Annotated in this window: 23 protein-coding genes; 20 read left to right on the top strand and 3 right to left on the bottom strand. The window is 60.0% G+C overall.

The features are described from left to right. Nucleotides 1-289: 289 nt before the first annotated feature. Complete coding sequence (locus J1G35_RS25785; protein ID WP_053127239.1) at nucleotides 290-1,510, bottom strand: CaiB/BaiF CoA-transferase family protein; 1,221 nt, start codon at nucleotides 1,508-1,510, stop codon at nucleotides 290-292. A gap of 12 nt (nucleotides 1,511-1,522) precedes the next feature. After that, complete coding sequence (locus tag J1G35_RS25780) at nucleotides 1,523-2,704, bottom strand: acyl-CoA dehydrogenase (protein ID WP_053127241.1); 1,182 nt, start codon at nucleotides 2,702-2,704, stop codon at nucleotides 1,523-1,525. A 158-nt stretch (nucleotides 2,705-2,862) separates the two neighbouring features. Between J1G35_RS25780 and J1G35_RS25775 the strand changes: the two genes are divergently transcribed. From J1G35_RS25775 to J1G35_RS25680, 20 genes are all read left to right on the top strand, one after another. Further along, nucleotides 2,863-3,762, top strand: coding sequence for a LysR family transcriptional regulator (locus tag J1G35_RS25775; protein ID WP_053127243.1), 900 nt, complete (start codon nucleotides 2,863-2,865; stop codon nucleotides 3,760-3,762). A 450-nt stretch (nucleotides 3,763-4,212) separates the two neighbouring features. After that, on the top strand, nucleotides 4,213-5,334 hold the full coding sequence (locus J1G35_RS25770) for a Re/Si-specific NAD(P)(+) transhydrogenase subunit alpha (RefSeq protein WP_223016371.1): 1,122 nt from the start codon (nucleotides 4,213-4,215) through the stop codon (nucleotides 5,332-5,334). 15 nt (nucleotides 5,335-5,349) lie between these two features. Further along, complete coding sequence (locus J1G35_RS25765) at nucleotides 5,350-5,670, top strand: NAD(P) transhydrogenase subunit alpha (protein ID WP_003187417.1); 321 nt, start codon at nucleotides 5,350-5,352, stop codon at nucleotides 5,668-5,670. Then, nucleotides 5,670-7,106 carry an NAD(P)(+) transhydrogenase (Re/Si-specific) subunit beta gene (locus J1G35_RS25760; protein ID WP_090401238.1) on the top strand — a complete coding sequence of 479 codons (1,437 nt, stop codon included), beginning with the start codon at nucleotides 5,670-5,672 and terminating at the stop codon, nucleotides 7,104-7,106. Before J1G35_RS25765 ends, J1G35_RS25760 begins: the two co-directional genes overlap by 1 nt. A gap of 179 nt (nucleotides 7,107-7,285) precedes the next feature. Beyond that, nucleotides 7,286-8,779, top strand: a complete 1,494-nt coding sequence (locus tag J1G35_RS25755) for an acetyl-CoA hydrolase/transferase family protein (RefSeq protein WP_053127250.1) — start codon at nucleotides 7,286-7,288, stop codon at nucleotides 8,777-8,779. Nucleotides 8,780-9,097: 318 nt separating this feature from the next. Continuing rightward, nucleotides 9,098-9,313, top strand: coding sequence for a DUF1127 domain-containing protein (locus J1G35_RS25750; RefSeq protein WP_003187413.1), 216 nt, complete (start codon nucleotides 9,098-9,100; stop codon nucleotides 9,311-9,313). 259 nt (nucleotides 9,314-9,572) lie between these two features. Beyond that, entirely contained in the window at nucleotides 9,573-9,758 is a 186-nt protein-coding gene (locus tag J1G35_RS25745) for a DUF1127 domain-containing protein (protein WP_223016370.1), read from the top strand. Between the two features lie 136 nt (nucleotides 9,759-9,894). Next, a complete protein-coding gene (locus tag J1G35_RS25740) occupies nucleotides 9,895-10,215 on the top strand; it encodes a DUF2388 domain-containing protein (protein ID WP_053127252.1) in 321 nt (106 codons plus the stop codon). Nucleotides 10,216-10,321: 106 nt separating this feature from the next. Beyond that, on the top strand, nucleotides 10,322-10,630 hold the full coding sequence (locus tag J1G35_RS25735) for a DUF2388 domain-containing protein (protein WP_223016369.1): 309 nt from the start codon (nucleotides 10,322-10,324) through the stop codon (nucleotides 10,628-10,630). A gap of 26 nt (nucleotides 10,631-10,656) precedes the next feature. Further along, nucleotides 10,657-10,977: a DUF2388 domain-containing protein gene (locus J1G35_RS25730; protein WP_027608008.1), complete on the top strand. Its 321-nt coding sequence runs from the start codon at nucleotides 10,657-10,659 to the stop codon at nucleotides 10,975-10,977. Then, entirely contained in the window at nucleotides 10,974-12,935 is a 1,962-nt protein-coding gene (locus J1G35_RS25725) for a DUF4105 domain-containing protein (RefSeq protein ID WP_223016368.1), read from the top strand. Before J1G35_RS25730 ends, J1G35_RS25725 begins: the two co-directional genes overlap by 4 nt. 307 nt (nucleotides 12,936-13,242) lie before the next feature. Next, nucleotides 13,243-14,550, top strand: coding sequence for a CitMHS family transporter (locus tag J1G35_RS25720; RefSeq protein ID WP_053127258.1), 1,308 nt, complete (start codon nucleotides 13,243-13,245; stop codon nucleotides 14,548-14,550). Between the two features lie 68 nt (nucleotides 14,551-14,618). Beyond that, a complete protein-coding gene (locus J1G35_RS25715; RefSeq protein ID WP_223016367.1) occupies nucleotides 14,619-15,386 on the top strand; it encodes a TerC family protein in 768 nt (255 codons plus the stop codon). 213 nt (nucleotides 15,387-15,599) lie between these two features. After that, a complete protein-coding gene (locus J1G35_RS25710; protein ID WP_223016366.1) occupies nucleotides 15,600-17,258 on the top strand; it encodes a Na/Pi cotransporter family protein in 1,659 nt (552 codons plus the stop codon). A gap of 57 nt (nucleotides 17,259-17,315) precedes the next feature. Further along, nucleotides 17,316-18,698: a pitrilysin family protein gene (locus J1G35_RS25705; RefSeq protein ID WP_223016365.1), complete on the top strand. Its 1,383-nt coding sequence runs from the start codon at nucleotides 17,316-17,318 to the stop codon at nucleotides 18,696-18,698. A gap of 72 nt (nucleotides 18,699-18,770) precedes the next feature. Beyond that, nucleotides 18,771-19,802: a DUF5924 family protein gene (locus J1G35_RS25700; protein WP_223016364.1), complete on the top strand. Its 1,032-nt coding sequence runs from the start codon at nucleotides 18,771-18,773 to the stop codon at nucleotides 19,800-19,802. A gap of 53 nt (nucleotides 19,803-19,855) precedes the next feature. Next, nucleotides 19,856-21,004, top strand: coding sequence for an ABC transporter permease (locus J1G35_RS25695; RefSeq protein WP_223016363.1), 1,149 nt, complete (start codon nucleotides 19,856-19,858; stop codon nucleotides 21,002-21,004). Continuing rightward, nucleotides 21,001-21,804, top strand: coding sequence for an ATP-binding cassette domain-containing protein (locus tag J1G35_RS25690; RefSeq protein WP_223016362.1), 804 nt, complete (start codon nucleotides 21,001-21,003; stop codon nucleotides 21,802-21,804). The genes J1G35_RS25695 and J1G35_RS25690 overlap by 4 nt, the downstream gene beginning before the upstream one ends. A 1-nt stretch (nucleotide 21,805) precedes the next feature. After that, a complete protein-coding gene (locus J1G35_RS25685) occupies nucleotides 21,806-22,744 on the top strand; it encodes an MlaD family protein (protein WP_053127271.1) in 939 nt (312 codons plus the stop codon). Continuing rightward, a complete protein-coding gene (locus J1G35_RS25680; RefSeq protein WP_053127273.1) occupies nucleotides 22,741-23,352 on the top strand; it encodes an ABC-type transport auxiliary lipoprotein family protein in 612 nt (203 codons plus the stop codon). Before J1G35_RS25685 ends, J1G35_RS25680 begins: the two co-directional genes overlap by 4 nt. Nucleotides 23,353-23,443: 91 nt before the next feature. Here J1G35_RS25680 and J1G35_RS25675 read toward each other — a convergent pair whose 3' ends face one another. Beyond that, nucleotides 23,444-24,673 carry a spore maturation protein gene (locus tag J1G35_RS25675; RefSeq protein WP_053127275.1) on the bottom strand — a complete coding sequence of 410 codons (1,230 nt, stop codon included), beginning with the start codon at nucleotides 24,671-24,673 and terminating at the stop codon, nucleotides 23,444-23,446. Nucleotides 24,674-24,761 lie beyond the last annotated feature (88 nt).

The following is a 24,761-nucleotide window of genomic DNA, read 5'->3' as shown; positions in this document are numbered from 1 at the left end:
TCAACACCTCTTTTTCTCCGCTTTCGACCGAGAAGATCGAATCGTTAATAGTGCCAAATAACACGACGCTATCAACTCCTTCTGGGCTTCGATGAACTGAAGCAAACCGCTGCCTAATCTTGCATAACTCTTTGTTTACCAAGGAGTTTTACGTTTCGACTGCGCCGGAAGTGGGGCGAATTATAGGCGCTCAGAATCTGCCGTCAACTATTAATTTGATTTTGCTATCAACCGATTGAAACTGATTAAAAAACCACCAATAAATCCCCTTCTATATAGAAGAAAACACTTAGATAACTCCCGCAGCCCTCAACGCATCCACATTCGCGGGGGCAAGACCCAACACGCTCTGCAGCACCTGGGCCGTATGCTGCCCCAACAAAGGAGGGGCAGTACGGTACTCCACAGGCGTCTTGGATAATCGAATCGGACTAGCAACCAGCGGCACCATCCCTGCCAGCGCATGCGGCAGCTGTATCGCCAACCCCCGCGCCTTCACCTGAGGATCGGCAAATACCTGCGCCAAGTCATTTATCGGCCCACAAGGCACACCAACCCGCTCCAACTGCGACACCCACTCAGCCGTCGTCTTGAAGACTGTAGCCTGGCGAATCAATGGAATCAGCTCAGCGCGGTTGGCTACCCGCACCTTATTAGTAGAGAACCGCGGGTCATCCGCCCATTGCGGCTGTCCAGCCACTTCGGCGAACTTACGAAATTGCCCGTCATTACCCACCGTCAGGATGAAATCGCCATCGGCTGTAGGGAAATCCTGATAAGGCACGATATTCGGATGAGCATTACCCAGTCGTTTTGGCGCCGCTCCCGTCGTCAAGTAGTTCATCGCCTGGTTAGCCAGGCAGGCCACCTGCACATCAAGCAACGCCATATCGATATGCTGCCCACCACCGTCATGATCCCGATGCGCCAGCGCAGCAAGGATTGCCACCGTCGAGTAGAGCCCAGTGAGAATGTCAGTCAACGCCACGCCCACCTTCACCGGCCCGGCCCCATTGTCACCCTCCGGCCGGCCGGTAAGACTCATCAGCCCGCCCAACCCCTGGATCATGAAGTCATACCCCGCGCGCGCGGCATAAGGCCCCGTCTGACCAAAGCCGGTGATCGAGCAATAGATCAACTCCGGATTCACTTTCTTGAGCGAGTCGTAGTCCAACCCATACGCCGCCAGACCACCCACCTTGAAGTTCTCGATCAAGATGTCGGACTTGGCCGCCAGATCGCGCACCAGTTGCTGCCCCTCCGGTCGCGTGAAGTCGATAGTCACCGACTCTTTGTTGCGATTAGCCGACAGGTAATACGCCGCCTCACTGGTGTTCTCGTCATAAACATCCTTAAGGAAGGGCGGTCCCCAGGCGCGCGTATCGTCACCGCTACCAGGTCGCTCGACCTTGATCACCTCAGCCCCAAGGTCCGCAAGGATCTGCCCGGACCAAGGGCCCGCCAACACTCGTGACAAATCCAGTACCCGCAGATGCGAAAGCGCGCCCATGCCGTCCTCCTATTAATAGAACGCTTGAAGACCGGTTTGCGCGCGCCCCAGAATCAAGGCGTGCACGTCATGGGTACCTTCATAGGTATTAACCACCTCCAGGTTCACTAAATGACGCGCCACCCCGAACTCATCGGAGATACCGTTGCCACCCAGCATGTCCCGCGCCATACGCGCAATGTCCAAAGACTTGCCACACGAGTTGCGCTTCATGATCGATGTGATTTCTACCGCAGCGGTTCCTTCATCCTTCATACGCCCCAGACGCAGGCAACCTTGCAGCGCCAGCGTGATCTCGGTCTGCATATCGGCCAGCTTCTTCTGGATCAATTGAGTTGCCGCCAATGGACGGCCAAACTGCTGGCGATCCAGTGTGTACTGGCGTGCGGTGTGCCAACAGAACTCGGCAGCCCCCAAAGCCCCCCAGGAGATGCCATAGCGCGCCGAGTTCAAGCAGGTGAAAGGCCCCTTCAAGCCACGCACATCCGGGAAGATGTTTTCCTCCGGCACGAACACGTTATCCATCACAATCTCACCCGTGATGGAGGCGCGCAGGCCGACCTTGCCGTGAATCGCCGGCGCACTCAGACCTTTCCAGCCTTTCTCCAGGACAAATCCACGAATATCGCCAGCGTCATCCTTGCCCCACACCACAAACACGTCCGCAATCGGGCTATTGGTGATCCACATCTTTGCGCCCGTCAGGCTGTAGCCGCCATCCACCTTGCGCGCACGGGTAATCATCGCGCCAGGATCGGAACCGTGGTCAGGCTCGGTCAGACCAAAACAGCCAATCCATTCGCCCGAGGCCAATTTCGGCAAATACTTCTGTTTTTGCGCTTCGGTGCCAAACTCGTTGATAGGCACCATCACCAGTGACGACTGCACACTCATCATCGAGCGATAGCCGGAATCAACGCGCTCAACTTCACGCGCAATCAAGCCGTAGCTGACGTAGCTCAAGCCACTGCCCCCGTACTGCTCAGGGATCATCGCACCCAGCAATCCGGTCTCACCCATTTCGCGGAAAATCGCCGGGTCAGTCTTTTCATGGCGAAAGGCTTCAAGTACACGCGGAGCCAGCTTGTCCTGGGCGAATTGCTCAGCACTGTCGCGCACCATGCGCTCTTCTTCGGTGAGCTGTTGATCCAGCAACAGTGGATCGATCCAGTTGAAGCTTGCCTTGCCCGCCATGAATAAGTCCTCGCAAAGAAAAAACAGAAGTCGTGGATGGAGCCTAGGCCGGACAGGCAGGGAGAGCAAACGAGGTTTCTGCATAGCCTTGTGCTAATTTCTCACTCCGTAACCCCAAAAAAGGCCAAGTTGCGCCTCTTTATGTGAGGACAAGGTACATGCGCAGAAAAATCCCCAGCACCACCGCTCTTGTCAGTTTTGAAGCAGCTGCCCGCCACGAGAGCTTTACCAAGGCGGCACAGGAGCTTTCCATTACCCAAGGCGCCATTTGCCGACAGATCGCCAGTTTGGAGGAGTTTTTAAGTGTCGAGCTGTTTCGGCGCTCGCGGCGCGGGGTAAAGCTGACGGAAGCAGGGCTGTCCTATAGCCGCAGGGTCGCAGCCCAGTTGGATGCCGTGGAGCGAGACACCCTGTCAGTGATGGGCCAGCAGGGTGCCAACACCATTGAGCTGGCCGTAGTACCCACCTTCGGTACGCAATGGTTGATCCCTCGCCTCAAGGACTTTCAACGACAGCATCCGGAGGTGACGGTAAACCTGACCAACCGCACACGCCCCTTTCTGTTTGCCGATACCGAATTCGACGCTGCAATCTACTTCGGCGACGCCGATTGGTCCGGCACCGAATCCCACAAACTCATGGGAGAAAACCCTGTCCCCGTGTGCAGCCCGCGGCTGTTGGGCGAATTCAAGCGATTAACTCCGCAGAAGATCGCAGAACTGCCATTGCTGCAGCAGACCACCCGCCCTTACGCCTGGCGCCAATGGTTCAACGCCCAACAACTGAACGTCCCCCGCGACATGACAGGCCCACGCTACGAGCTATTCTCGATGTTGTCCCAAGCCGCCATGCATGACATGGGCATTGCACTGATACCGCCGTTCCTTATCCAGCGAGAGCTGGACGAGCATCGACTAGTAATCGCCAGCGCTGAAGCACTGACCAGTTCAAAGGCTTATTACCTGATGATTCCTGACAGAAAAGTCGAATCCGCATCGCTGCAAGCGTTCAGGGACTGGTTGATCGACCAATCACAGCGCTACAGCCCCAGCACTTAAAGGGAAAACCAACATGCTGACTTTGTAGTCAGTTAAATCTATATCCTACAGATATACGTATATGTCGCATTTAAGCAGACTGTACTTATCGGTCGAATCAATGCTTAAAGCCATGATTTTCGTGGCTTACAGCGACTCTCAACGGTCAATGCGCGACTATTCACACCAAGGATGGAAAAACACACACGAATCAGCTGAAGCCCTTTAAGCACCTGTATTTAAAGAGGTTATTACGGCGTATTGCGACAATCAGTCACAGGGTGACTTGTAGTTAATTTTTCGTCACCCGTCATAATCCCTTGAAGGCCGTAAAGTTCGCCTGCAAAATGCCGCGCCCCGCTGTCATTTCAGCGGGATCGTGCTGATCGGCCGCCCCAGTTGCGCCACTCACGGTGCACTGGCCTTTTTACAAAAAGATCAAAAGCAAAAAGATCATGCAGGAGATTTGACGTGCACATTGGTGTTCCTCTCGAAACCCAGACCGGTGAAACGCGGGTGGCTGCCACCCCGGAAACCATCAAGAAGCTGATCGGCCAGGGCCATAAGGTCACTGTTCAAAGCGGCGCAGGCCTCAACGCCAGCATCGTAGACAGTGCCTATGAAACGGCAGGCGCGACCATTGGCAGTGCCAGCGATGCGTTTGGCGCCGAGCTGATTCTCAAGGTGGTGGCCCCCAGCGACAGCGAACTGGCGCTGATTAAAAGCGGCACCGTGTTGGTGGGCATGCTCAATCCGTTCAGCAACGAAACCATCGCCAAGTTGGCCGGGCAGGGCATTACAGCCTTTGCACTGGAAGCCGCGCCGCGTACCTCGCGAGCCCAGAGCCTCGATGTGCTTTCGTCCCAGGCCAACATTGCCGGCTATAAAGCCGTGCTGCTCGCCGCCCATCACTACCCGCGCTTCATGCCGATGTTGATGACCGCGGCAGGCACTGTGAAAGCCGCGCGCGTGCTGATCCTCGGCGCCGGTGTTGCAGGCCTTCAAGCCATCGCCACGGCGAAACGCCTGGGTGCCGTGATCGAAGCGTCCGACGTACGCCCAGCCGTAAAAGAGCAGATCGAATCCCTAGGCGCCAAGTTCGTCGACGTGCCTTACGAAACCGACGAAGAACGAGAATGCGCCGTCGGCGTCGGCGGCTATGCCCGCCCGATGCCCACCAGTTGGATGCAGCGCCAAGCCCTGGCCGTGCATGAGCGCGCCAAGCAGGCCGACATCGTCATCACTACCGCCCTGATTCCCGGCCGTAAAGCACCGACCTTGCTCAGCGCCGACACCGTCGCGCAAATGAAGCCCGGCTCGGTAGTGATCGACCTCGCTGCCGCCCAAGGCGGTAACTGCCCACTGACTGTCGCCGACCAAGTCGTCGTGGAAAACGGCGTGATCATCTGCGGCCCGACCAACCTGGCCGGTGCGGTCGCCGCCGATGCGTCGGCCTTGTATGCACGCAACCTGCTGGACTTCCTGAAGCTGGTCTTCACCAAGGAAGGGCAGTTTGAAATCAACCTCGAAGACGACATCGTCGCCGCGTGCCTGATGTGCCGCGACGGCCAAGTCATCCGCAAAAACGCCTAAGCAGGGATTCAGACGATGGAAGAGCTTATCTCCCCCGGTATCTACAACCTGATCATCTTTGTGCTGGCGATTTATGTCGGTTACCACGTGGTCTGGAACGTCACACCCGCGCTGCACACACCACTGATGGCGGTGACCAACGCGATTTCGGCGATCGTGATTGTCGGCGCCATGCTCGCCGCCGCGCTGACCGTGACTCCGCTGGGCAAGACCATGGGCACTCTGGCCGTGGCCCTGGCGGCGGTTAACGTGTTCGGTGGGTTCCTGGTAACCCGCCGGATGCTTGAGATGTTCAAGAAGAAAGCCCCGAAAGTAAAAGAAGAGGCGCCGAAGTAATGAGCATGAATCTCGTGACGACGCTCTACCTGATCGCGTCGATCTGCTTTATCCAGGCCCTCAAAGGCCTATCACACCCCACCACGTCGCGGCGCGGCAACCTGTTCGGCATGCTCGGCATGGCGCTGGCGGTCCTCACCACCGTGGGCCTCATCTATAAGCTCGGCGCTGAGCTGGCCACCGCCGGCATTGGCTATGTGATCGTCGGCCTGCTGGTCGGCGGCACCGCCGGCTCGATCATGGCCAAGCGCGTAGAAATGACCAAGATGCCGGAACTGGTCGCCTTCATGCACAGCATGATCGGCCTGGCCGCAGTGTTTATTGCGATTGCCGCCGTGGTCGAGCCGCAGTCACTGGGCATCGTCAAACACCTGGGCGACGCGATCCCGGCGGGTAATCGTCTGGAACTGTTCCTCGGCGCGGCCATCGGTGCGATTACCTTCTCCGGTTCGGTGATCGCGTTCGGCAAACTCTCGGGCAAGTACAAGTTCCGCCTGTTCCAAGGCGCACCGGTACAGTTCGGCGGCCAGCACAAATTGAACCTGGTGCTTGGCCTGCTGACCCTGGGTCTGGGCCTGGCGTTCATGTTCACCGGCAACCTCAGCGCCTTCGCCTTGATGCTGGCCCTGGCGTTCGTGCTCGGTGTGCTGATCATCATCCCGATTGGCGGCGCCGACATGCCGGTGGTGGTGTCAATGCTCAACAGCTATTCCGGCTGGGCAGCGGCGGGGATCGGCTTCTCGCTGAACAACTCGATGCTGATCATCGCCGGCTCTCTGGTGGGCTCCAGCGGTGCGATCCTGTCGTACATCATGTGCAAGGCGATGAACCGTTCCTTCTTTAATGTACTGCTCGGCGGTTTCGGCAATGCGCCGGATGCCGGTGCTGCAGCGGGCTCTAAAGAAGCGCGCCCGGTGAAATCCGGTTCGGCTGACGACGCGACCTTCCTGCTGACCAATGCCGACACGGTCATCATCGTTCCAGGCTATGGCCTGGCCGTGGCACGGGCACAGCATGCGCTGAAGGAACTGACCGAGAAGCTGACCCACCGTGGCGTGACCGTGAAATACGCGATCCACCCGGTGGCCGGCCGTATGCCTGGGCATATGAACGTCCTACTCGCCGAGGCCGAAGTGCCCTACGACCAGGTGTTCGAGATGGAGGATATCAACTCCGAATTCGGCCAGGCTGACGTGGTGCTGGTGCTGGGCGCGAACGACGTGGTCAACCCGGCCGCGAAGAACGACCCCAACTCGCCGATTGCCGGCATGCCGATCCTGGAAGCGTTCAAGGCCAAGACCATCATCGTCAACAAGCGCTCGATGGCCAGTGGTTATGCCGGCTTGGATAACGAACTGTTCTATCTGGACAAGACCATGATGGTCTTTGGTGATGCCAAGAAGGTCATTGAAGATATGGTCAAGGCCGTCGAGTAACACTGCGCCAGCGCAATACCCGAAACCCTGGCCTCCAGTAGGCTGGGGTTTTTTATTACCCCATGAAACCCGACCAAAGGCTCTAAATCGCTACTCGGCATTCGACCATGGTAGCGGGCCGAAATTTTTTGAAATCACTACACTGCCCACCTTGCTTCCGTAGCCTGAGATAACAATTCATGTACCGTGATCGTATCCGCTTGCCTTCGTTGTTGAACAAGGTCATGAGCGCGGCAGATGCCGCCGCACTGATCGAGGACGGCATGACCGTCGGCATGAGCGGCTTCACCCGAGCGGGTGAAGCCAAGGCCGTCCCCCACGCCCTGGCCGAGCGCGCCAAGACATCCCCGCTGAAAATCACCCTGATGACCGGTGCCAGCCTGGGTAACGACCTGGACAAGCAACTGACCGAAGCCGGCGTGCTGTCCCGGCGCATGCCGTTCCAGGTCGATAGCACCTTGCGCAAGGCAATCAACGCCGGCGAAGTGATGTTTATCGATCAGCACCTGTCGGAAACCGTCGAGCAACTGCGCAACAACCAGCTCAAGCTGCCGGACATTGCCGTCATCGAGGCCGTCGCGATCACCGAGCAAGGCCATATCGTGCCCACCACGTCCGTGGGTAACTCCGCCAGCTTCGCGATTTTCGCCAAGCAAGTGATCGTCGAGATCAACATGGCGCACAACCCGAATCTGGAAGGGTTGCACGACATCTATATACCGACTTACCGGCCGACCCGTACGCCGATTCCTCTGGTGAAAGTCGACGACCGCATCGGCAGTACTGCGATCCCGATCCCGCCAGAGAAGATCGTCGCCATCGTGATCACCAACCAGGCAGACTCTGCCTCCACCGTGACGCCACCGGACAGCGACACTCAGGGCATCGCCAACCACCTGATCAACTTCCTCAAGCAGGAAGTGGACGCCGGGCGCATGACCAACAAGCTCGGCCCGCTGCAGGCTGGGATCGGCAACATTGCCAACGCGGTGATGTGCGGCCTGATCGACTCGCCATTCGAAGACCTGACCATGTACTCGGAGGTGTTGCAGGACTCGACATTCGACCTGATCGACGCCGGCAAACTGAGCTTCGCCTCGGGCAGCTCGATCACCTTGTCGGAGCGGCGCAATGCCGACGTATTCGGCAACCTGGAGCATTACAAAGACAAGCTGGTGCTGCGCCCGCAGGAAATCTCCAATCACCCTGAAGTGGTGCGGCGCCTGGGGATTATCGGCATCAACACCGCGCTGGAGTTCGATATCTACGGCAACGTCAACTCCACCCACATCTGCGGCACGCGGATGATGAACGGCATTGGCGGTTCCGGCGACTTCGCGCGCAACGCGCACCTGGCGATCTTCGTCACCAAATCGATTGCCAAGGGCGGCGCGATTTCCAGCGTGGTGCCAATGGTCAGCCATGTGGACCACACCGAGCATGACGTCGACATTCTGGTGACTGAAGTAGGCCTCGCCGATCTGCGCGGCCTGGCGCCACGGGAGCGAGCCCGGGTGATCATCGATAACTGTGTGCATCCAGCGTACCGCGATGCGTTGAACAGTTACTTCGTATCCGCCTGCGCCATCGGTGGTCACACGCCGCACATCCTGCGTGAAGCACTGAGTTGGCACATTAACCTGGAAGAAACCGGGCATATGCTCAAGGCGTGATTGATACAGATTCGAGCTGATGCAAACACAGTTTCATCAGCTCGACGGCGCGCCGCACACTTCTTTAAAAAACTGTACTGCTGTACCGGTCATTTCCTACAGAAATACCCCACCACAATCGAAGAAATTGCCAATTTCGCACCATTTAAGTGCAGACAAGTACAGTTGCCCCATTTACGTACAGTACAGCACCTTTAAACAGTTAACTGGCCCCTCACAATACAGGTGAACTGTATCTAGAGAGTCTTGCGCCGGAAGAGGATCATTGGCATCAGTTAAACCACTACCTAATCCCGCCACAAGCGGAAGGATGTCATCATGGAACGTACACTCAGTTCCGAACTGTTCTTCGAAGAAAAAGCTGTAAACACCCAGGCTTCCCTGCCTTTGCGCGTTCTCGCCAACCTGATGTTGTGGCAGCGCCGCATCTCCAGCCGCCATCAACTGGCTCGTCTGGATTCGCGTCTGCTGGCTGACGCTGGTATCAGCGAAGCTCAACGCTACGAAGAGCTGAGCAAGCCGTTCTGGCGTTAATTGACGCCCGCTGGCCCTGACCCACCGGGTCCACAGCCAGCACTGATTTGTCAAAACAAAGCCCGCCCCGGGAGACCGGAGGCGGGCTTTGTTGTTTCCGGGGTTACCTTTTTCCAGGCCAAACAGAAGACCTCGATCCAGACAGGTACAGTTTAAAAAATATAACAGTTAAGCAGTACAATTAAGCATTGGTGTATCTGTAACGGTCAAAGCAACTCGCCCACCATGGTGTTCCAGGACCTCATCAAAGGCGCTCACCATGGATACCCAACCCTCTCTCTATATGCGGCTGTTACGCCGGACAGTTTCCACGCTGGCCAAATGGGTACGTCACGCCTACGAGCGTCGCCAACTGGCGCAGCTCGATCTTCGAGAACTCTCCGATGTTGGTATCAGCCAGGGAGACCGTGTGGCCGAGCTATCCAAGCCATTCTGGCGAGACTAGGCAGTCAAGAAGCTTTCCGAACGGATAAACAGCGGCTTAATATCCAGCCACCACGTGGCGAACCGTGTAGAACAGGCGTCTGATCCCCAAAGGCTGCCCTGCGCCACCTTATTCGTTCATCTACAGGAGTCACCTCATGTCCCGTATTCGCCTGCTGAGTGCTGCAGCACTGCTGACCCTGGCCACAAATGCCAGCGCAACCAGCTTCATCGTGACCACCGACTCCATCGTCGGCGCATTGAAGGCTACTTCCGACGCCACCTCCGACGCCACTTCGTCCCTGCGAGATAACAAAGTCGTGCGCGCCGCCCGTGACGACGCCGCCAGCTTTGTCGCCAGTGAAGGCGCCATCCGTGGTGTGAAACTGGAAAGCGCCCTGGCCCAGATCCGCCAACAAGCACCGCAACTGAACACCGCGACTGACGCACAACTGGCCCAGGCCATCCTGGCTATCTGATCGAACGCACAGTGAAGGGAGCGCCGGCCGCTCCCGAATACCTCTTCACTGGCTCTCGCCCGGGCATTGCGCTAGCCTTGGCGCTCGCTTTCAGTTGTCGAGTCCCATGGCTTTTTCATACCGCCTGCTAATAGCCCCTGTGTTGTTTTGCGCCAGTTGGTCGTCACTGGCTTCGGCCTTTGACCTGACTATCCAGAGCACCGTCGCGAGCGCGTACGCCACCAGCAAGGTGACCTCCGCGCCCTTCGACCGGAAAGTAGTCGTAGCGGCCCAGGATGATGCCGCTGCATTTATCGCCACTGACGGCCAATGGCGGGGTGCACGGCTGGAATCCGCGCTGGATTATCTGCGCCGCACCCAACCAAAACTTAACGCCAGCGACCTTGAACTGGCGCAAGCAATTCTCGTCCAATAATCATCTTTGTATTTCGGAGTCATTCCATGCGTAGCCCGCTGATCGCCGCCACCCTTGGCCTGCTGTTGTTGGCCGACGTTGCCCAGGCGCATACCCTGGTGGCCACCAGTAACATCATTGTTCGCGCCTCTGGCCGCACCATTGATTTCACCTCGGACACCACCACCTCCATCCGCGACTCCAAAGTCGTGCGCGAAGCCCACGATGACGCGGCCAGTTTCGTCGCCACCAACGGCGAGATCCGTGGCGCACAGTTGGAAGCTGCCTTCGACACCCTGCGCACTCGCTTGCCGGAAGCGCGCGACGCCAGTGACCAGACCCTCGCCGAAGCTATTCTCGCTCTGTGAGGCGCCTCGTCGCCTGGCTCCTGGCCGGGACTGTGCTGCTGTGTGCCAGCGCAGCCCAGGCCAGCCTGCAACTGCGGCTCAAGACAGAAGGCTTGAGCCCGGCCGAACAGCAGGCCAGCCAGGCATTGCTTGATGAAGCCATGCGCTCGCTGCCACCGCGCTTCGTCGAACAGTTGGACCGGCGCATTGATGTCGGCTGGACCGACAAGATGCCCGAAAATGCCTACGGCCAGGCTTCGTTGGTGTCCGAGCTGGACCTTAACCGCAACCTGCTCGACAGCCTGACCGACGGCAGCGCCGCCACGCAAAAAACCAATCGCCCCCACGGCACCGTGCGCCGGGAAATGCTCGCCACCGTCCTGCACGAACTGACCCACATCTATGACCGCGCCCGCCTGTGGCCCAAAGACGAACGCGCGCTGATCCAGCGTTGCAGCCGTCAGAACAACATCACCGGCCTGATCGGCCTGCCCGATCAATGCCGTGGCCAGAACGACCGGCGCTTCACCCTCAGCGATGACCCGCGCCTGCTGGACCTGGCCGGCTGGCCGCAATATGTCGGTCGTCGCGGTGAACGCGAGCAACACAACCGCCAGGTCGTGCGCAGCCCGGACATCTACGAAACCACCAGCCCGCTGGAATTCGTGGCGGTCAATATGGAGTACTTTCTCCTCGACCCAAGCTACGCCTGCCGGCGCCCCGCGCTGTTCCGCTATTACAAGGAACACTTCGGCTGGGCGCCGCCCGAACAAGATACCTGCGCCAAGACCTACGCGTTTCTCAACGCTGGCAATGATTTCGCCAAGACCCCGCTGGGCCACATCGACCCGGAACGGGTCTACGAAATCGACTATCTGCTGGCCGAAGCCAATCAGAATCTGGTCAGCCGCTGGGGCCACAGCATGTTGCGCCTGGTGATCTGCGCTCCGGGCCGCCCTCGTGGCCCGGATTGTCGGCTGGACCTGGACCAGCACCTGGTGCTGTCCTATCGCGCCTTCGTCGGCGACGTACAGCTGTCCAGTTGGGACGGCCTGGTGGGCAAGTACCCGTCACGGCTGTTCGTGCTGCCTTTGGCCCAGGTGATCGACGAATACACCAAGACCGAACTGCGCGGCCTGGCGTCCGTGCCGTTGAAACTCTCGCGCCAAGAGATCGACGACACCGTCGAGCACGCCGCTGAAATGCACTGGAGCTATGACGGCAACTACTTCTTCATTTCCAACAACTGTGCGGTCGAAAGCCTGAAGCTGCTGCGCAGTGGCAGCGCCAACCCGCAGTTGACCGGTCTGGACAACATCACCCCCAACGGCCTGCTGGAAGTGCTGCAAGCCCGTGGCCTGGCGGATACCAGTGTCTTGAACGACAAGCGCGAGGCTCTACGCCTGGGCTATCACTTCGACTCCTTCCGCGAACGCTACCAGGCCATGTTCAACGTGCTGCGCAAACACCTGCCGATCAAACAGACCCAGGTTGAAGACTGGCTGTCCCTCAGTGCCGAACAACGCCGCCAGTGGTTCGACCAGGCCGACCTGCGCACCAGCGCCGCACTGCTACTGCTGGAGCAAGCGAGCTTTCGCAAACAGCTGATGCTGGCCCAGGACGAAGTCAAACAACGCTACCTCGGTGCCCGCGAGCTAAAGAACGGCGGCATGGAGAAAGCCAACGCCACGCTGCAACAGATCCTCGCCAACAGTGGCTTCCTCAGCCGCCCGGCGGAACTGCTCGGCAGCGGTGGCTATGGCCTGCCGCAACCTTCGGAAGCCAAGCGCCTGGAATCGGAAAGCGCCGAGCGCCAGAAGCAGTTGCAGTCGCTGACCGGCGAGCTGGATAAAGAGGTGAGGGCGCTGTTGGATCCGTCCCGCGCAGCGGAAATCGCCGCCTGCGAAGCCAACCTCAAGCAGGTCGGTGAACACCTGCGCAAACTGCACAAAGCAGCGGGCGGCCTTGAGCTGCCCTGAAGAAACACATTCCAATGTGGGAGGGGGCTTGCTCCCACCCACATTTGAAATGTGTACACCTGAAGACCGTGCATCTTCCCACCACCAACTGTTTTGCCAACGAAAGCTGGCTGAAAGCTTACGCGTCTAGGATCGCCCCCAACTGCCGGCAATAGACCGGCTGTACACAACAACAATGGTGATCCCCGATGTCCGTCCGTACCCGCCTGTTCGCCCCAACTCCACCCGTACGCCTCGTGCCCTTCGTTCTGCGCTGACCCCACCCCGGTTCGCCATTCCCTAGCCGCGCTACGCCTGGAGTATTCCTATGCTGACTTTCCTTGGCTTTGCCATGGTCATCACGTTCATGTTCCTGATCATGACCAAGCGCCTGTCCGCGCTGATCGCCCTGATCATCGTGCCTATCCTGTTCGCGCTGTTCGGCGGTTTCGCACCGAAGATCGGCCCGATGATGCTCGAAGGCATCACCAAGCTCGCGCCGACCGGCGTGATGCTGATGTTCGCCATCCTCTACTTTGCCCTGATGATCGACTCCGGCCTGTTCGACCCGGCCGTGCGCAAGATCCTCAAGATGGTCAAGGGCGACCCGCTGAAGGTGTCGGTCGGCACCGCCGTGCTGGCCCTGGTGGTGTCCCTCGACGGTGACGGCGCCACCACCTACATGATCTGCGTGGCCGCCATGCTGCCGCTGTACCAGCGTATCGGCATGAGCCCGCGGATCATGGCCGGCCTGATCATCCTCGCCGGTGGCGTGATGAACATGACCCCCTGGGGTGGCCCGACCGCACGCGCCGCCAGTGCGCTGCACGTGGACCCCTCGGATATTTTCGTACCGATGATCCCGGCGATGGCCGCCGGCGTGGTCGCGATCCTGGTGATTGCCTACATGTACGGCAAACGCGAACGTGCGCGCCTGGGTGAACTGCACCTGCAAGTCGACGAGATCGACCACAGCGAGATCAGCGTGTCGCAATACCCGGATGCCCGCCGTCCGAAGCTGATCTGGTTCAACGGCGCCCTGACCCTTGCCCTGATGTGCACCCTGATCGCCGGCCTGTTGCCGCTGCCGGTGCTGTTCATGGTGGCGTTCAGTATCGCGATGATCGTCAACTACCCGTGCCTGCAACAGCAGAAAGACCGCGTCGCCGCTCACGCCGGCAGCGTATTGGCCGTGGTGGGGTTGATCTTCGCCGCCGGTATCTTCACCGGCATCCTGTCGGGCACCGGCATGGTCGATGCCATGTCCAAGAGCCTGCTGGCCGTCATTCCGGAAGCCATGGGCCCTTACCTGGCGGTGATCACCGCGCTGGTGAGCATGCCGTTCACCTTCTTCATGTCCAACGATGCGTTCTACTACGGCGTACTGCCCGTACTGGCCGAAGCCGCCAGCCACTACGGCATCACCGCCGTGGAAATGGCCCGCGCCTCCATCGTTGGCCAACCCGTGCACTTGCTCAGCCCGCTGGTACCGTCGACCTACCTGTTGGTAGCGCTGGCCGGTATCGAATTTGGCGATCACCAGCGCTTCACCTTGAAGTGGGCAGTGCTGGTATGCCTGTGCATAATGTTCGCCGCATTGCTGATGGGGATTTTTCCGCTGTTCAGCACTCTATAATCCTACCGACTCACTCACCGCGCGGCGCTGCAGCTTGCGCGGTTTAACACTTGCTCAAAGGAATACACATGGAATGGCTGACCAATCCGGAAATCTGGATTGCCTTCTTCACCCTGACGGCCCTTGAGATCGTCCTGGGCATCGATAACATCATCATTATTTCGATCCTGGTCAGCCGCATGCCCAAGCATATGCAGGCACGCACCCGGATCTTCGGTCTGGCCTTGGCCATGGTGACGCGCATTCTGTTGCTGCTGTCGATCACCTGGGTCATGCGCCTGACCGACGACCTGTTCGTGGTCTTCAGCCAGGGCATTTCCGGTCGCGACCTGATCCTGTTCTTCGGTGGCCTGTTCCTGCTGTGGAAAAGCTCCCAGGAGATGTACCACGCCCTGGAAGGCGAAGACGAAACCCAGGACGAACCCAAGGGCGCCGGTGGCAAATTCATCTACACCATCATCCAGATCGCGATCATCGACATCGTGTTCTCCCTGGACTCGGTGATCACCGCCGTCGGCATGGTCTCCCATGTGCCGGTCATGGTTGCCGCGATCATCGTTGCCGTATTGGTGATGATGCTGGCTGCCGGCACCATCAGCGACTTCATCGACAAGCACCCGTCGCTGAAGATGCTGGCGCTGTCGTTCCTGCTGGTGGTAGGTACCGTGCTGATCGCCGAAGCCTTCGACGTTCACGTACCAAAAGGCTACGTCTACTTCGCCATGGCGTTCTCGCTGGCGGTGGAAGCGGTCAACATCAAGATGCGCACCGCCATCGCGAAAAAGAAGAAACAGCAGGACCCGGTGAAACTGCGCAAAGACATTCCGGGTCAATAAACCCGAGCCAGACAAAAAAGGGGGCTTTTATAAGCCCCTTTTTTTCATCCGCAAAAAGCCGACTTCATGACAGTTTTGTTTCAATCCCTACTTTAGCTATGCGATGCTGGCGCCGATCCCATTCGCCAACTACAGCTTAACTACAAGACGTAGAACGGCACGCGGCAATTTTCCTTCGCTCCTGTTGGAGCGTACCCACACGGGGGGCCGAGCATGCTGACCTTGCTCAATCTGCTTTCCGCCGTGACCCTGCTTATCTGGGGCACGCACATCGTCCGTACCGGCATCCTGCGGGTCTACGGCTCCAACCTGCGTCAAGTCATCGGGCAGAACATGTCCAAGCGCTGGCTGGCATTTGTCGCCGGTATCCTGGTGACCGCCATGGTGCAGAGCAGCAACGCCACGGCGATGCTGGTGACCTCCTTTGTCGGCCAGGGCCTGATGGGGTTGGTGCCTGCGCTGGCGACCATGCTCGGCGCCGATGTCGGTACCGCGCTGATGGCGCGGGTGCTGACCTTCGACCTGTCCTGGCTGTCGCCTCTGCTGATCTTTCTCGGGGTGATCTTCTTCCTGTCGCGCAAACAGACGCGGGCCGGGCAGCTGGGTCGGGTCGGGATCGGCCTCGGGCTGATCATTCTCGCGCTGCAATTAATCGTCGAAGCCGCCGGGCCGATTACCCATGCCCAGGGCGTAAAGGTGCTGTTCGCCTCGCTGACCGGCGATATTTTGCTCGATGCCCTGGTCGGCGCGTTGTTCGCGATGATTTCCTACTCCAGCCTCGCCGCCGTCCTACTGACTGCCACCCTGGCCGGCGCCGGAGTGATCGGCTTGCACGTGGCCATCGGCCTGGTGATCGGCGCCAACATCGGCAGCGGTGTGCTGGCCTTTCTCAGCACCAGCATGCAGAACGCCGCCGGTCGCCAGGTCGCGCTGGGCAGCTTGCTGTACAAACTGATCGGCCTGCTGCTGATTATCCCGCTGCTCGACCCGCTGGTGCTGTGGATGGACGGCCTGGACTACAGCGCCCAAGGCATGGTCATCACCTTCCACCTGCTCTACAACGTCAGCCGCTGCCTGATCCTGCTGCCCACCATCGGTCCGATGGCCAAGCTGTGCGCCTGGTTACTGCCGGAGCGGGACGAGGTCAACGGCAAGGCCAAACCGCGCCACCTGGACCCCACAGCCCTGACCACACCGAGCCTGGCGCTGGCCAACGCTGCACGGGAAACCCTGCGCCTGGGTGATCTGATCGACAACATGCTCACCGCCATGCAGGAAGTACTGCGCGGTAAACAAACCGCTATCACCCAGGAAATACGCAGCCTCAGCGATGACGTCGAAGCCCTCTACAGCGCAATCAAACTCTATCTGGCGCAGATGCCCCGGGAAGACCTCAGTGAACAGGACAGCCGCCGCTGGGCGGAAATCATCGAGCTGTCGATCAACCTGAAACTGGCCGGGGACCTGATCGAACGCATGTTGCGCAAAGTCCAGCAGCAAAAAACCTCGCAGCGTCGCCAGTTCTCCGAAATAGGCCTGGAGGAACTCACCGGCCTGCACGGCCAGTTGATTGCCAATCTACGCCTGGGCCTGTCGGTATTCCTCAGTGCCGACCCCGAAAGCGCCCGCCAGTTGCTGCGCGAAAAACGCCGCTTCCGCGCCCAGGAGCGCCGCCTGGCCCACGCTCACGTCAGCCGCCTGCAACGCAAGATCGTACAGAGCCTGGAGACCAGCTCGCTGCACCTGGAGCTGATTGCCGACATGAAACGCCTGAACTCGTTGTTTTGCAGCAGTGCTTATGTAGTCTTGGAAACGTCCGACACCGGCGCACTCTCCGCCGAAGATATTGCCGACATCACACATTCGCCCTGAACGTACGATGGCCCGTGAAGTCAGTTAAAGCTGACCTCACTCGCCAGGAAGCTTGTTATGCGTCGCCTGTTGTTCGCTTGCCTGCTCATGGGCTCTGCCCACGTCTTTGCCTTTGACCGCCTGCAAGTCGAGGGCTACACCTTGCCCAACGGCCTGCAATTGCTGCTCAAACCGGGCACCGAGCGCGGCCATGTGGCGATTCGCCTGGTGGTCGGCGTCGGCCTGGACGACTTCAGTTGCGAAGACAAGGAACTGCCGCACCTGCTCGAACACTTGCTGTTCAGCGGCCTCGACGGCGGCGGCGAAGGCGAATTGGAAGACCGCATGCAAGCCCTGGGCGGCGAGTGGAACGCCTACACCAGCAACGCCGACACCACCTTTGTGATCGAGGCACCCGCGCAAAACCAGCGCAAAGTACTGGACCTGCTGCTGGCGATCATCACTCGCACCGAGTTGACCGACGCCAATATCAATGCGGCCAAGCAAGTGGTCGAGCGCGAAGACGGCGGTCATTACTCCCACCTGCAACGCCTGCTCGACCGCCAGGACCTGGGCCACACCGCCAGCAATCAGTTGGCGGTGGAGCTGGGACTCAAATGCGCCGAACGCGCCGAGGTCGATCACCTGACCCGCGATCAACTGCAGACGCTGCGCAAACATTGGTACGCGCCCAACAACATGACCCTGATCGTCGTCGGTGACCTCGACAAACTGCTGCCCGCCTACCTGGAACGCACCTACGGCCAACTCGACCCGATCGAACCCAGCGAGCACCCGGCGCTGCCGCAAATCCAGCACGCCGCCGCCAGCCACCGCGACCTGATCCACGGCTGGGTGGGGGACAGTGCCAAACTGCACTGGCTGTTCCCCGAGCCGGTGCTGGACGACCAGCATGATGAAACCTACGACCTGCTCAAGGATTACCTGGACTGGGCGCTGTACCGCCAACTGCGCCTCAAGCATGGTTTGTCCTACGGCCCCTGGAGCGAGCGCGAAGTGCTCGGTGGCGTTGGCTTCCTCAGCCTGAATGCCGACCTTGAGCGGGAAAACCTCCCCGAGGCCGAGCAGGTGCTGCAAGACCTCAAGGCGCAACTGCTCAAGGACGGCCTTGACCCCGCGGTATTTGCCCGCCTGAAACAAGCCGCCATCGCCCGCCAGGCCTGGGCCGTGCAGGGCAACAGCGCGCTGGCCGACTACTACTGGAGCGCCTCGGGCGATTACGACAACGGCCACTTCAGCGACCCGGTCAAACGCATCAAGGCCGTTAACCTGGAACAGACCAGCCAGGCGATGCGCGAGCTGCTCAAGCAACCGGGTTACTGGCGCATCGAGAAGCCGCTGCTGAGCTACGACATGCTGAACTGGATCGGCGTCGGCGTCCTCGGGCTGATTGCCATCGCGTTGATCGGCGTGCGCCGTTATCGCAAACGGATCGCGTAATGAGACACCGAACCCTGGGCTAAGACGCTATTCTGTCTGGGATTTTTTCCTACAAATACTGCGAACCGCCGAATGCAAAACCTGACCCGCTTTATCACCCGCATCCTTGAACTGATGAAGCGCTACCCAGGGGTGATTGCACTCGGTGGTTTTATCTCGGGTGTCTGCAGCTTCATCCTGGTAGATCGCCAGCAGGGCATGGCCAGTTGGATCGCGGTGATCATGCTGGTGAGCTGGCTGTGGTTGATGTTGGAAAACAGCTTTACCCAGCTGTTTACCAAAGTCTTCAAGCGCGAAATACCCGAACCCCTGCTGCGCTACGCGACCCAGATGATCCACCAGGAAAGTCTGTTCTTCGTGCTGCCGTTCTTTTTCGTCACCACTGCCTGGAACAGCGGCCAATCGGTGTTCACCGGCCTGCTCGGCGCGGCCGCGCTGGTGTCGATCGTCGACCCGCTGTATTACAAATGGCTGGCACCGAAACGTTCGCTGTTTCTCGCACTGCACACCCTGACCTTGTTCGCCGCGCTGCTCACTGCGCTGCCGATCATCCTGCACCTGACCACCGCCGAAAGTTACAAACTCGCCCTCGGCGTGGCCATGGCCTTGTCGATTCCAAGCCTGGCCGTGAGTCTGCCGCTGCGCAGCCTCAAAGGCTGGGCGATGCTGCTCGGGGTTACCGCCGCCATCGGCTGCGCGGGCTGGTTCCTGCGCAGTTGGGTGCCGCCGGCCACGTTGTGGATGACAGAAGTGGCGATCAGTACCCAGTTGCAAGACCGCACGCCCGGCGACGACCTCAAGGAAGTCAACGCCAGCCAGCTGCGCAGCACTGGGCTCTACGCCTACACCGCGATCAACGCGCCGCGCGGCCTGGATGAGCGCATCTACCACGTGTGGAAATTCAACGGCAAAGAGGTCGACCGCATCGCCCTGGACATCCACGGCGGACGCAAGGAGGGCTACCGCGCCTGGACCCACAAGCAGAACTTCCCGCCCGAAGCGGTAGGGCGCTGGCAAGTCCAAGTGTTGACGGAGGACGGCCAGGTGATCGGCGTGCTGCGTTTTAAAGTGACGGACACAGCACAAACCGACAACCCAAAGTAGGCAGGATCGTGCTATTACGTAGGAATTGTGGATAGCAGACAAGCTCGGAGCTTATGACCAGTAGTACCACGGCCGGCGCAGCCCACCTCGATACGTCCACCGCTCCCCCGTTACTGCGGATTACGGGGGACTGGACGCTTGCCCACTACGCAAACCTGAAGAAGCTGTCGGACAAGCTCGACGGCCAATACGACGCTGGCGCGCGCATCGACCTCAATGGCCTCGGCGCCCTGGATACCGCCGGTGCCTCGCTGCTGGTTGAGCTGCTGGGGCCCACCCGTATCGAGCAATCCGCCGAGCAGACCGACTGCAGCCTGTCCGCCGCCGACCGCGCACTGCTCAAGACCGTCTACCGCTCCCTCAACGATTTTTGCGTGCCGGACAAAGCCCCGGAAGAAGCCACCGGCATTCAGGTGTTGGCACGCATCGGCGGGGCCGTGGGCAAGGTCTGGCAAGACAGCAAGCAACTGCTGGGCTTTATCGGCCTGATCCTCGAAACCTTCGCCCGGGGCATTTTCCGGCCCAGGCGCTGGCGCCTGACGCCGATGGTCGCTCACCTGGAACAGGTCGGCCTCGACGCCGCGCCCATCGTCGCGTTGCTGACCTTTCTGGTCGGCGCTGTGGTGGCCTTCCTCGGCGCCACCGTACTCAAGAGTTTCGGCGCGACGATTTTCACCGTCGACCTGGTGGCGTTCTCTTTCCTGCGGGAATTCGGCGTATTGCTCACGGCCATTCTGATTGCCGGTCGCACCGCCAGCGCCTTTACTGCGCAAATCGGCTCGATGAAGGCCAACGAAGAAATCGACGCGATCCGCACGCTGGGCCTGGACCCGATGGAGTTGCTGGTCTTGCCACGCGTGCTGGCACTGCTGGTGGCGCTGCCGATGCTGACCTTCCTGGCGATGCTCTCGGGGATCGTCGGCGGCGGCGTGGTATGCGCCGTGGCCTTGGATATCTCGCCGGCGATGTTTCTTTCCCTGCTGCAATCGGACATTGGCGTGCAGCATTTCCTGGTGGGCCTGGTGAAAGCGCCGATCTTTGCCTTCCTGATCGCCGCCATCGGCTGCCTGGAAGGCTTCAAGGTCAGCGGCAGCGCTGAATCGGTCGGCGCCCATACCACCTCCAGCGTGGTGCAATCGATCTTTGTGGTGATCGTGCTGGACGCAGTTGCCGCGTTGTTCTTCATGGAGATGGGCTGGTGAGTCGTCTACACCGTGCGCCCACCGAGGCGGTGATTGAAGTGCGTGGCCTGTGTAATCGCTTTGGCAGCCAGAGCGTGCACGAGAATCTCGACCTGGATTTGTACAAGGGCGAGATCCTTGCGGTGGTCGGCGGTTCCGGCAGCGGTAAATCGGTGCTGTTGCGCAGCATCGTCGGTCTGCGCAGGCCCAGCGAAGGCGAAGTGCGGGTGTTCGGCAAAAACCTGCCGAGCCTGCCGGAACATGAGCGGTCCCTGCTGGAGCGGCGCTTTGGCGTGCTGTTCCAGAAGGGCGCATTGTTCTCCTCGCTGACGGTGACCGAGAACGTCGCGCTGCCGCTGATCGAACATGCCGGGCTCAGCCGCCGTGATGCCGAGCACCTGGCTGCGGTCAAACTGGCCTTGGCCGGGCTGCCGCTGTCGGCGGCCGATAAATACCCTGCGTCGCTGTCCGGCGGCATGATCAAGCGTGCCGCCCTGGCGCGGGCGTTGGCGCTGGACCCGGACATCCTGTTCCTCGACGAACCCACCGCCGGCCTCGACCCGATTGGTGCGGCGCAATTCGATCAACTGATCCTGACCCTGCGTGACGCGCTGGGCCTGAGCGTGTTCCTGGTCACCCATGATCTGGACACGCTCTACACCATCACCGACCGTGTGGCGGTGCTGGCGCAGAAGAAAGTGCTGGTGGCGGACGCCATCGATATCGTCTCGGAAACCAACGACGCCTGGATTCACGAATATTTCCACGGCCCCCGAGGCCGCGCGGCATTGGATGCCGCTCAACCGCTCAACGAGGTATGACATGGAAACCCGAGCCCATCATGTGATGATCGGTCTGTTCAGCGTAATCGTGGTGGTCGGCGCGATGCTGTTTGGCCTGTGGCTGGCCAAATCCAGCGTCGACAGCGCCTTCCAGGATTACGAAGTGATCTTCAACGAGGCGGTCAGCGGCCTGTCCCAGGGCAGCTCCGTGCAGTACAGCGGGATCAAGGTCGGCGATGTCATCAGCCTGCGGCTGGACCCCAAGGATCCGCGCCGCGTACTCGCGCGCATCCGCCTGGCCGGCCAGACGCCGATCAAGGAAGACACCCAGGCCAAACTCGCGCTGACGGGCATCACCGGCACGTCGATCATCCAACTCAGCGGCGGCACCCCGCAAAGCCCGGAGCTCAAGGGCAAGGACGGTAACCTGCCGGAGATCATCGCCTCACCCTCACCGATCGCGCGACTGCTTAATAACAGCAACGACCTGATGACCAGCATCAACCTGCTGCTGCACAACGCCAACAACATGTTCTCTGCACAAAACGTCGACCGCATCAGTAAAACCCTGGACAACCTGCAGCAAACCACCGGTGCCATCGCCGATCAGCGCGGCGACATCAAGGTGGTGATGCAGCAACTGATGCAGGTAAGCAAACAGGCCAGCGCCGCCCTGGAGCAGACCACGGTGTTGATGCGCAATGCCAACGGTTTGCTCAATGATCAAGGCAAACAGGCCTTTGGCAGCGCCGAACAGGCGATGAAATCCCTTGAACAAAGCACCGCCACCCTCAACACCTTGCTGACCAACAACAAGGATTCGGTGAACAGTGGCATGCAGGGCCTCAACGAACTGGCGCCGGCCGTGCGTGAACTGCGCGAAACCCTCGGCTCGCTGCGCGCCATCTCCCGCCGCCTGGAAGCCAACCCCAGCGGTTACCTGCTGGGCAGCGACAAGAACAAGGAGTTCACGCCATGAAGCGTGCTTACCAAATGATCGCCCCTGTGGCCTTGGCGCTGATCAGCGCCTGCTCGATCCTGCCCAAGGCGGATCCGTCGGACGTCTACCGACTGCCCTCGGCCCAGGCCGCCAACCAGGGAGCGCCGGTCAGTTGGTCGCTGCGCCTGGCCAAGCCGCAGACCAGTGAGTTCCTCGACAGCCCGCGCATCGCCGTGGTGCCCAACGGCGATTTGATCAGCAGCTATGCGAAGTCACGCTGGAGCGACCCGGCGCCCGTGCTGTTGCGTAATCGCCTGATGGACGGGTTCCAGCGCGATGGGCGCGTGACATTGTTGAGTACTGACGAGAGCAACCTGCAGGCCGACTATGAGCTGGGCGGGCAGTTGCAGGCGTTTCAGAGTGAGTACCGGGGCAGTGCGGTGGAGGTGGTGATCCGCCTCGACGCACGCCTGGTGCGTGGGAGTGACCAGCGGATTATTGCCAGCCGGCGGTTTGAAGTGCACCAGGCGGTGACTGACACCAAAGTGCCGGCGGTGGTGGCCGGGTTTGGGTTGGCGGGGGATCAGTTGAACAGGCAGGTGGTGGAGTGGGTTGTTCAGCAGGGCAATGGTGCGGTGAAACGCTGAAGGCCTCATCGCGGGCAAGCCCCCTCCCACATGTTGACCTGTAACACATTCAAATGTGGGAGGGGGCTTGCTCCCGATAGCAATCCAAGCCTTAACCGAAGAACCAGTAGCACACCGCAATCGCCGCCACCACACCGGCCAATTCCGCCAGCAACGCGCAGCCCACCGCATGCCGCGCCCGCTGGATGCCCACCGAACCGAAGTACACCGCCAACACATAAAAGGTGGTTTCGGTACTGCCCTGAATCGTCGCCGCCACCAACGCCGGGAAGCTGTCCACACCCTGGGTCTGCATGGTCTCGATCAACATCGCCCGCGCCGCGCTGCCGGAGAATGGCTTGACCATCGCAGTCGGCAAGGCGTCGACAAAGCGCGTGTCCATGCCTGTCCAGGCCACCACATGGCGAATGCCTTCGAGGCCCAGGTCCAGCGCGCCGGAGGCCCGTAACACGCCCACTGCACAGAGCATCGCCACCAGGTAGGGCAACAGGTTCTTGGCAACGTCGAAACCTTCTTTGGCCCCTTCGACAAACGCCTCGTACACCTTCACCTTGCGCAGTGCGCCAATCAGCAGGAACAGCATGATCAGGCCGAACAACGTCAGGTTGCCGAGGATCGACGACAGCCCGGCCAATGCGGTGGCCGAGAGCGTCGCCAGCAGGGCCATGAACCCACCCAGTACCAACGCGCCCGGAATCAGGTAGGCCAGCACCACCGGGTCCCACAGCCGCAGGCGCTGCATCACCGCCACCGACAGCAGGCCCACCAATGTGGATGCGCTGGTGGCCAGCAGGATCGGCAGGAATACCAGCGTCGGGTCGGGTGCACCTTGCTGGGCGCGATACATGAAGATCGTCACCGGCAACAGGGTCAGGGAGGATGCATTGAGCACCAGGAACAGGATCTGCGCGTTAGTCGCGGTGTTGGGAATGGGATTGAGCTCTTGCAGCGCCTTCATGGCTTTGAGGCCGATAGGCGTCGCGGCGTTATCCAGACCCAAGCCGTTGGCAGCAAAGTTGAGGGTGATCAGGCCAATGGCCGGGTGACCGGCCGGCACTTCCGGCATCAAGCGCAAGAACAGCGGGCCCAGAGCCTTGGCCAGCCATTCGACAATCCCGGCTTTTTCGGCGATACGCAAAAAGCCCAGCCATAACGTCAGGGTGCCGAACAACAGCACCATGACTTCCACCGACAATTTGGCCATGGCGAAAATGCTTTCGACCATCGCCGCAAAAATCCCGGCGTTACCGCCCACCAGCCATTGCGCGAGTGCGGACACCATTGCCACGACAAAGAAGCCAAGCCACAGGCCATTGAGCATCAGTTGAATCCCCCGAAAGATGGGGCGAATGATAGCGGGGCTGACAGAAACGACAAACCCCGGATTTCCCGGGGTTTGTTTTGTTCAG

Origin of the sequence: Pseudomonas sp. SH10-3B (assembly GCF_019891415.1) — a bacterium.
GTDB lineage: Bacteria > Pseudomonadota > Gammaproteobacteria > Pseudomonadales > Pseudomonadaceae > Aquipseudomonas.
This window is presented reverse-complemented; position numbering and strand designations above follow the sequence as displayed.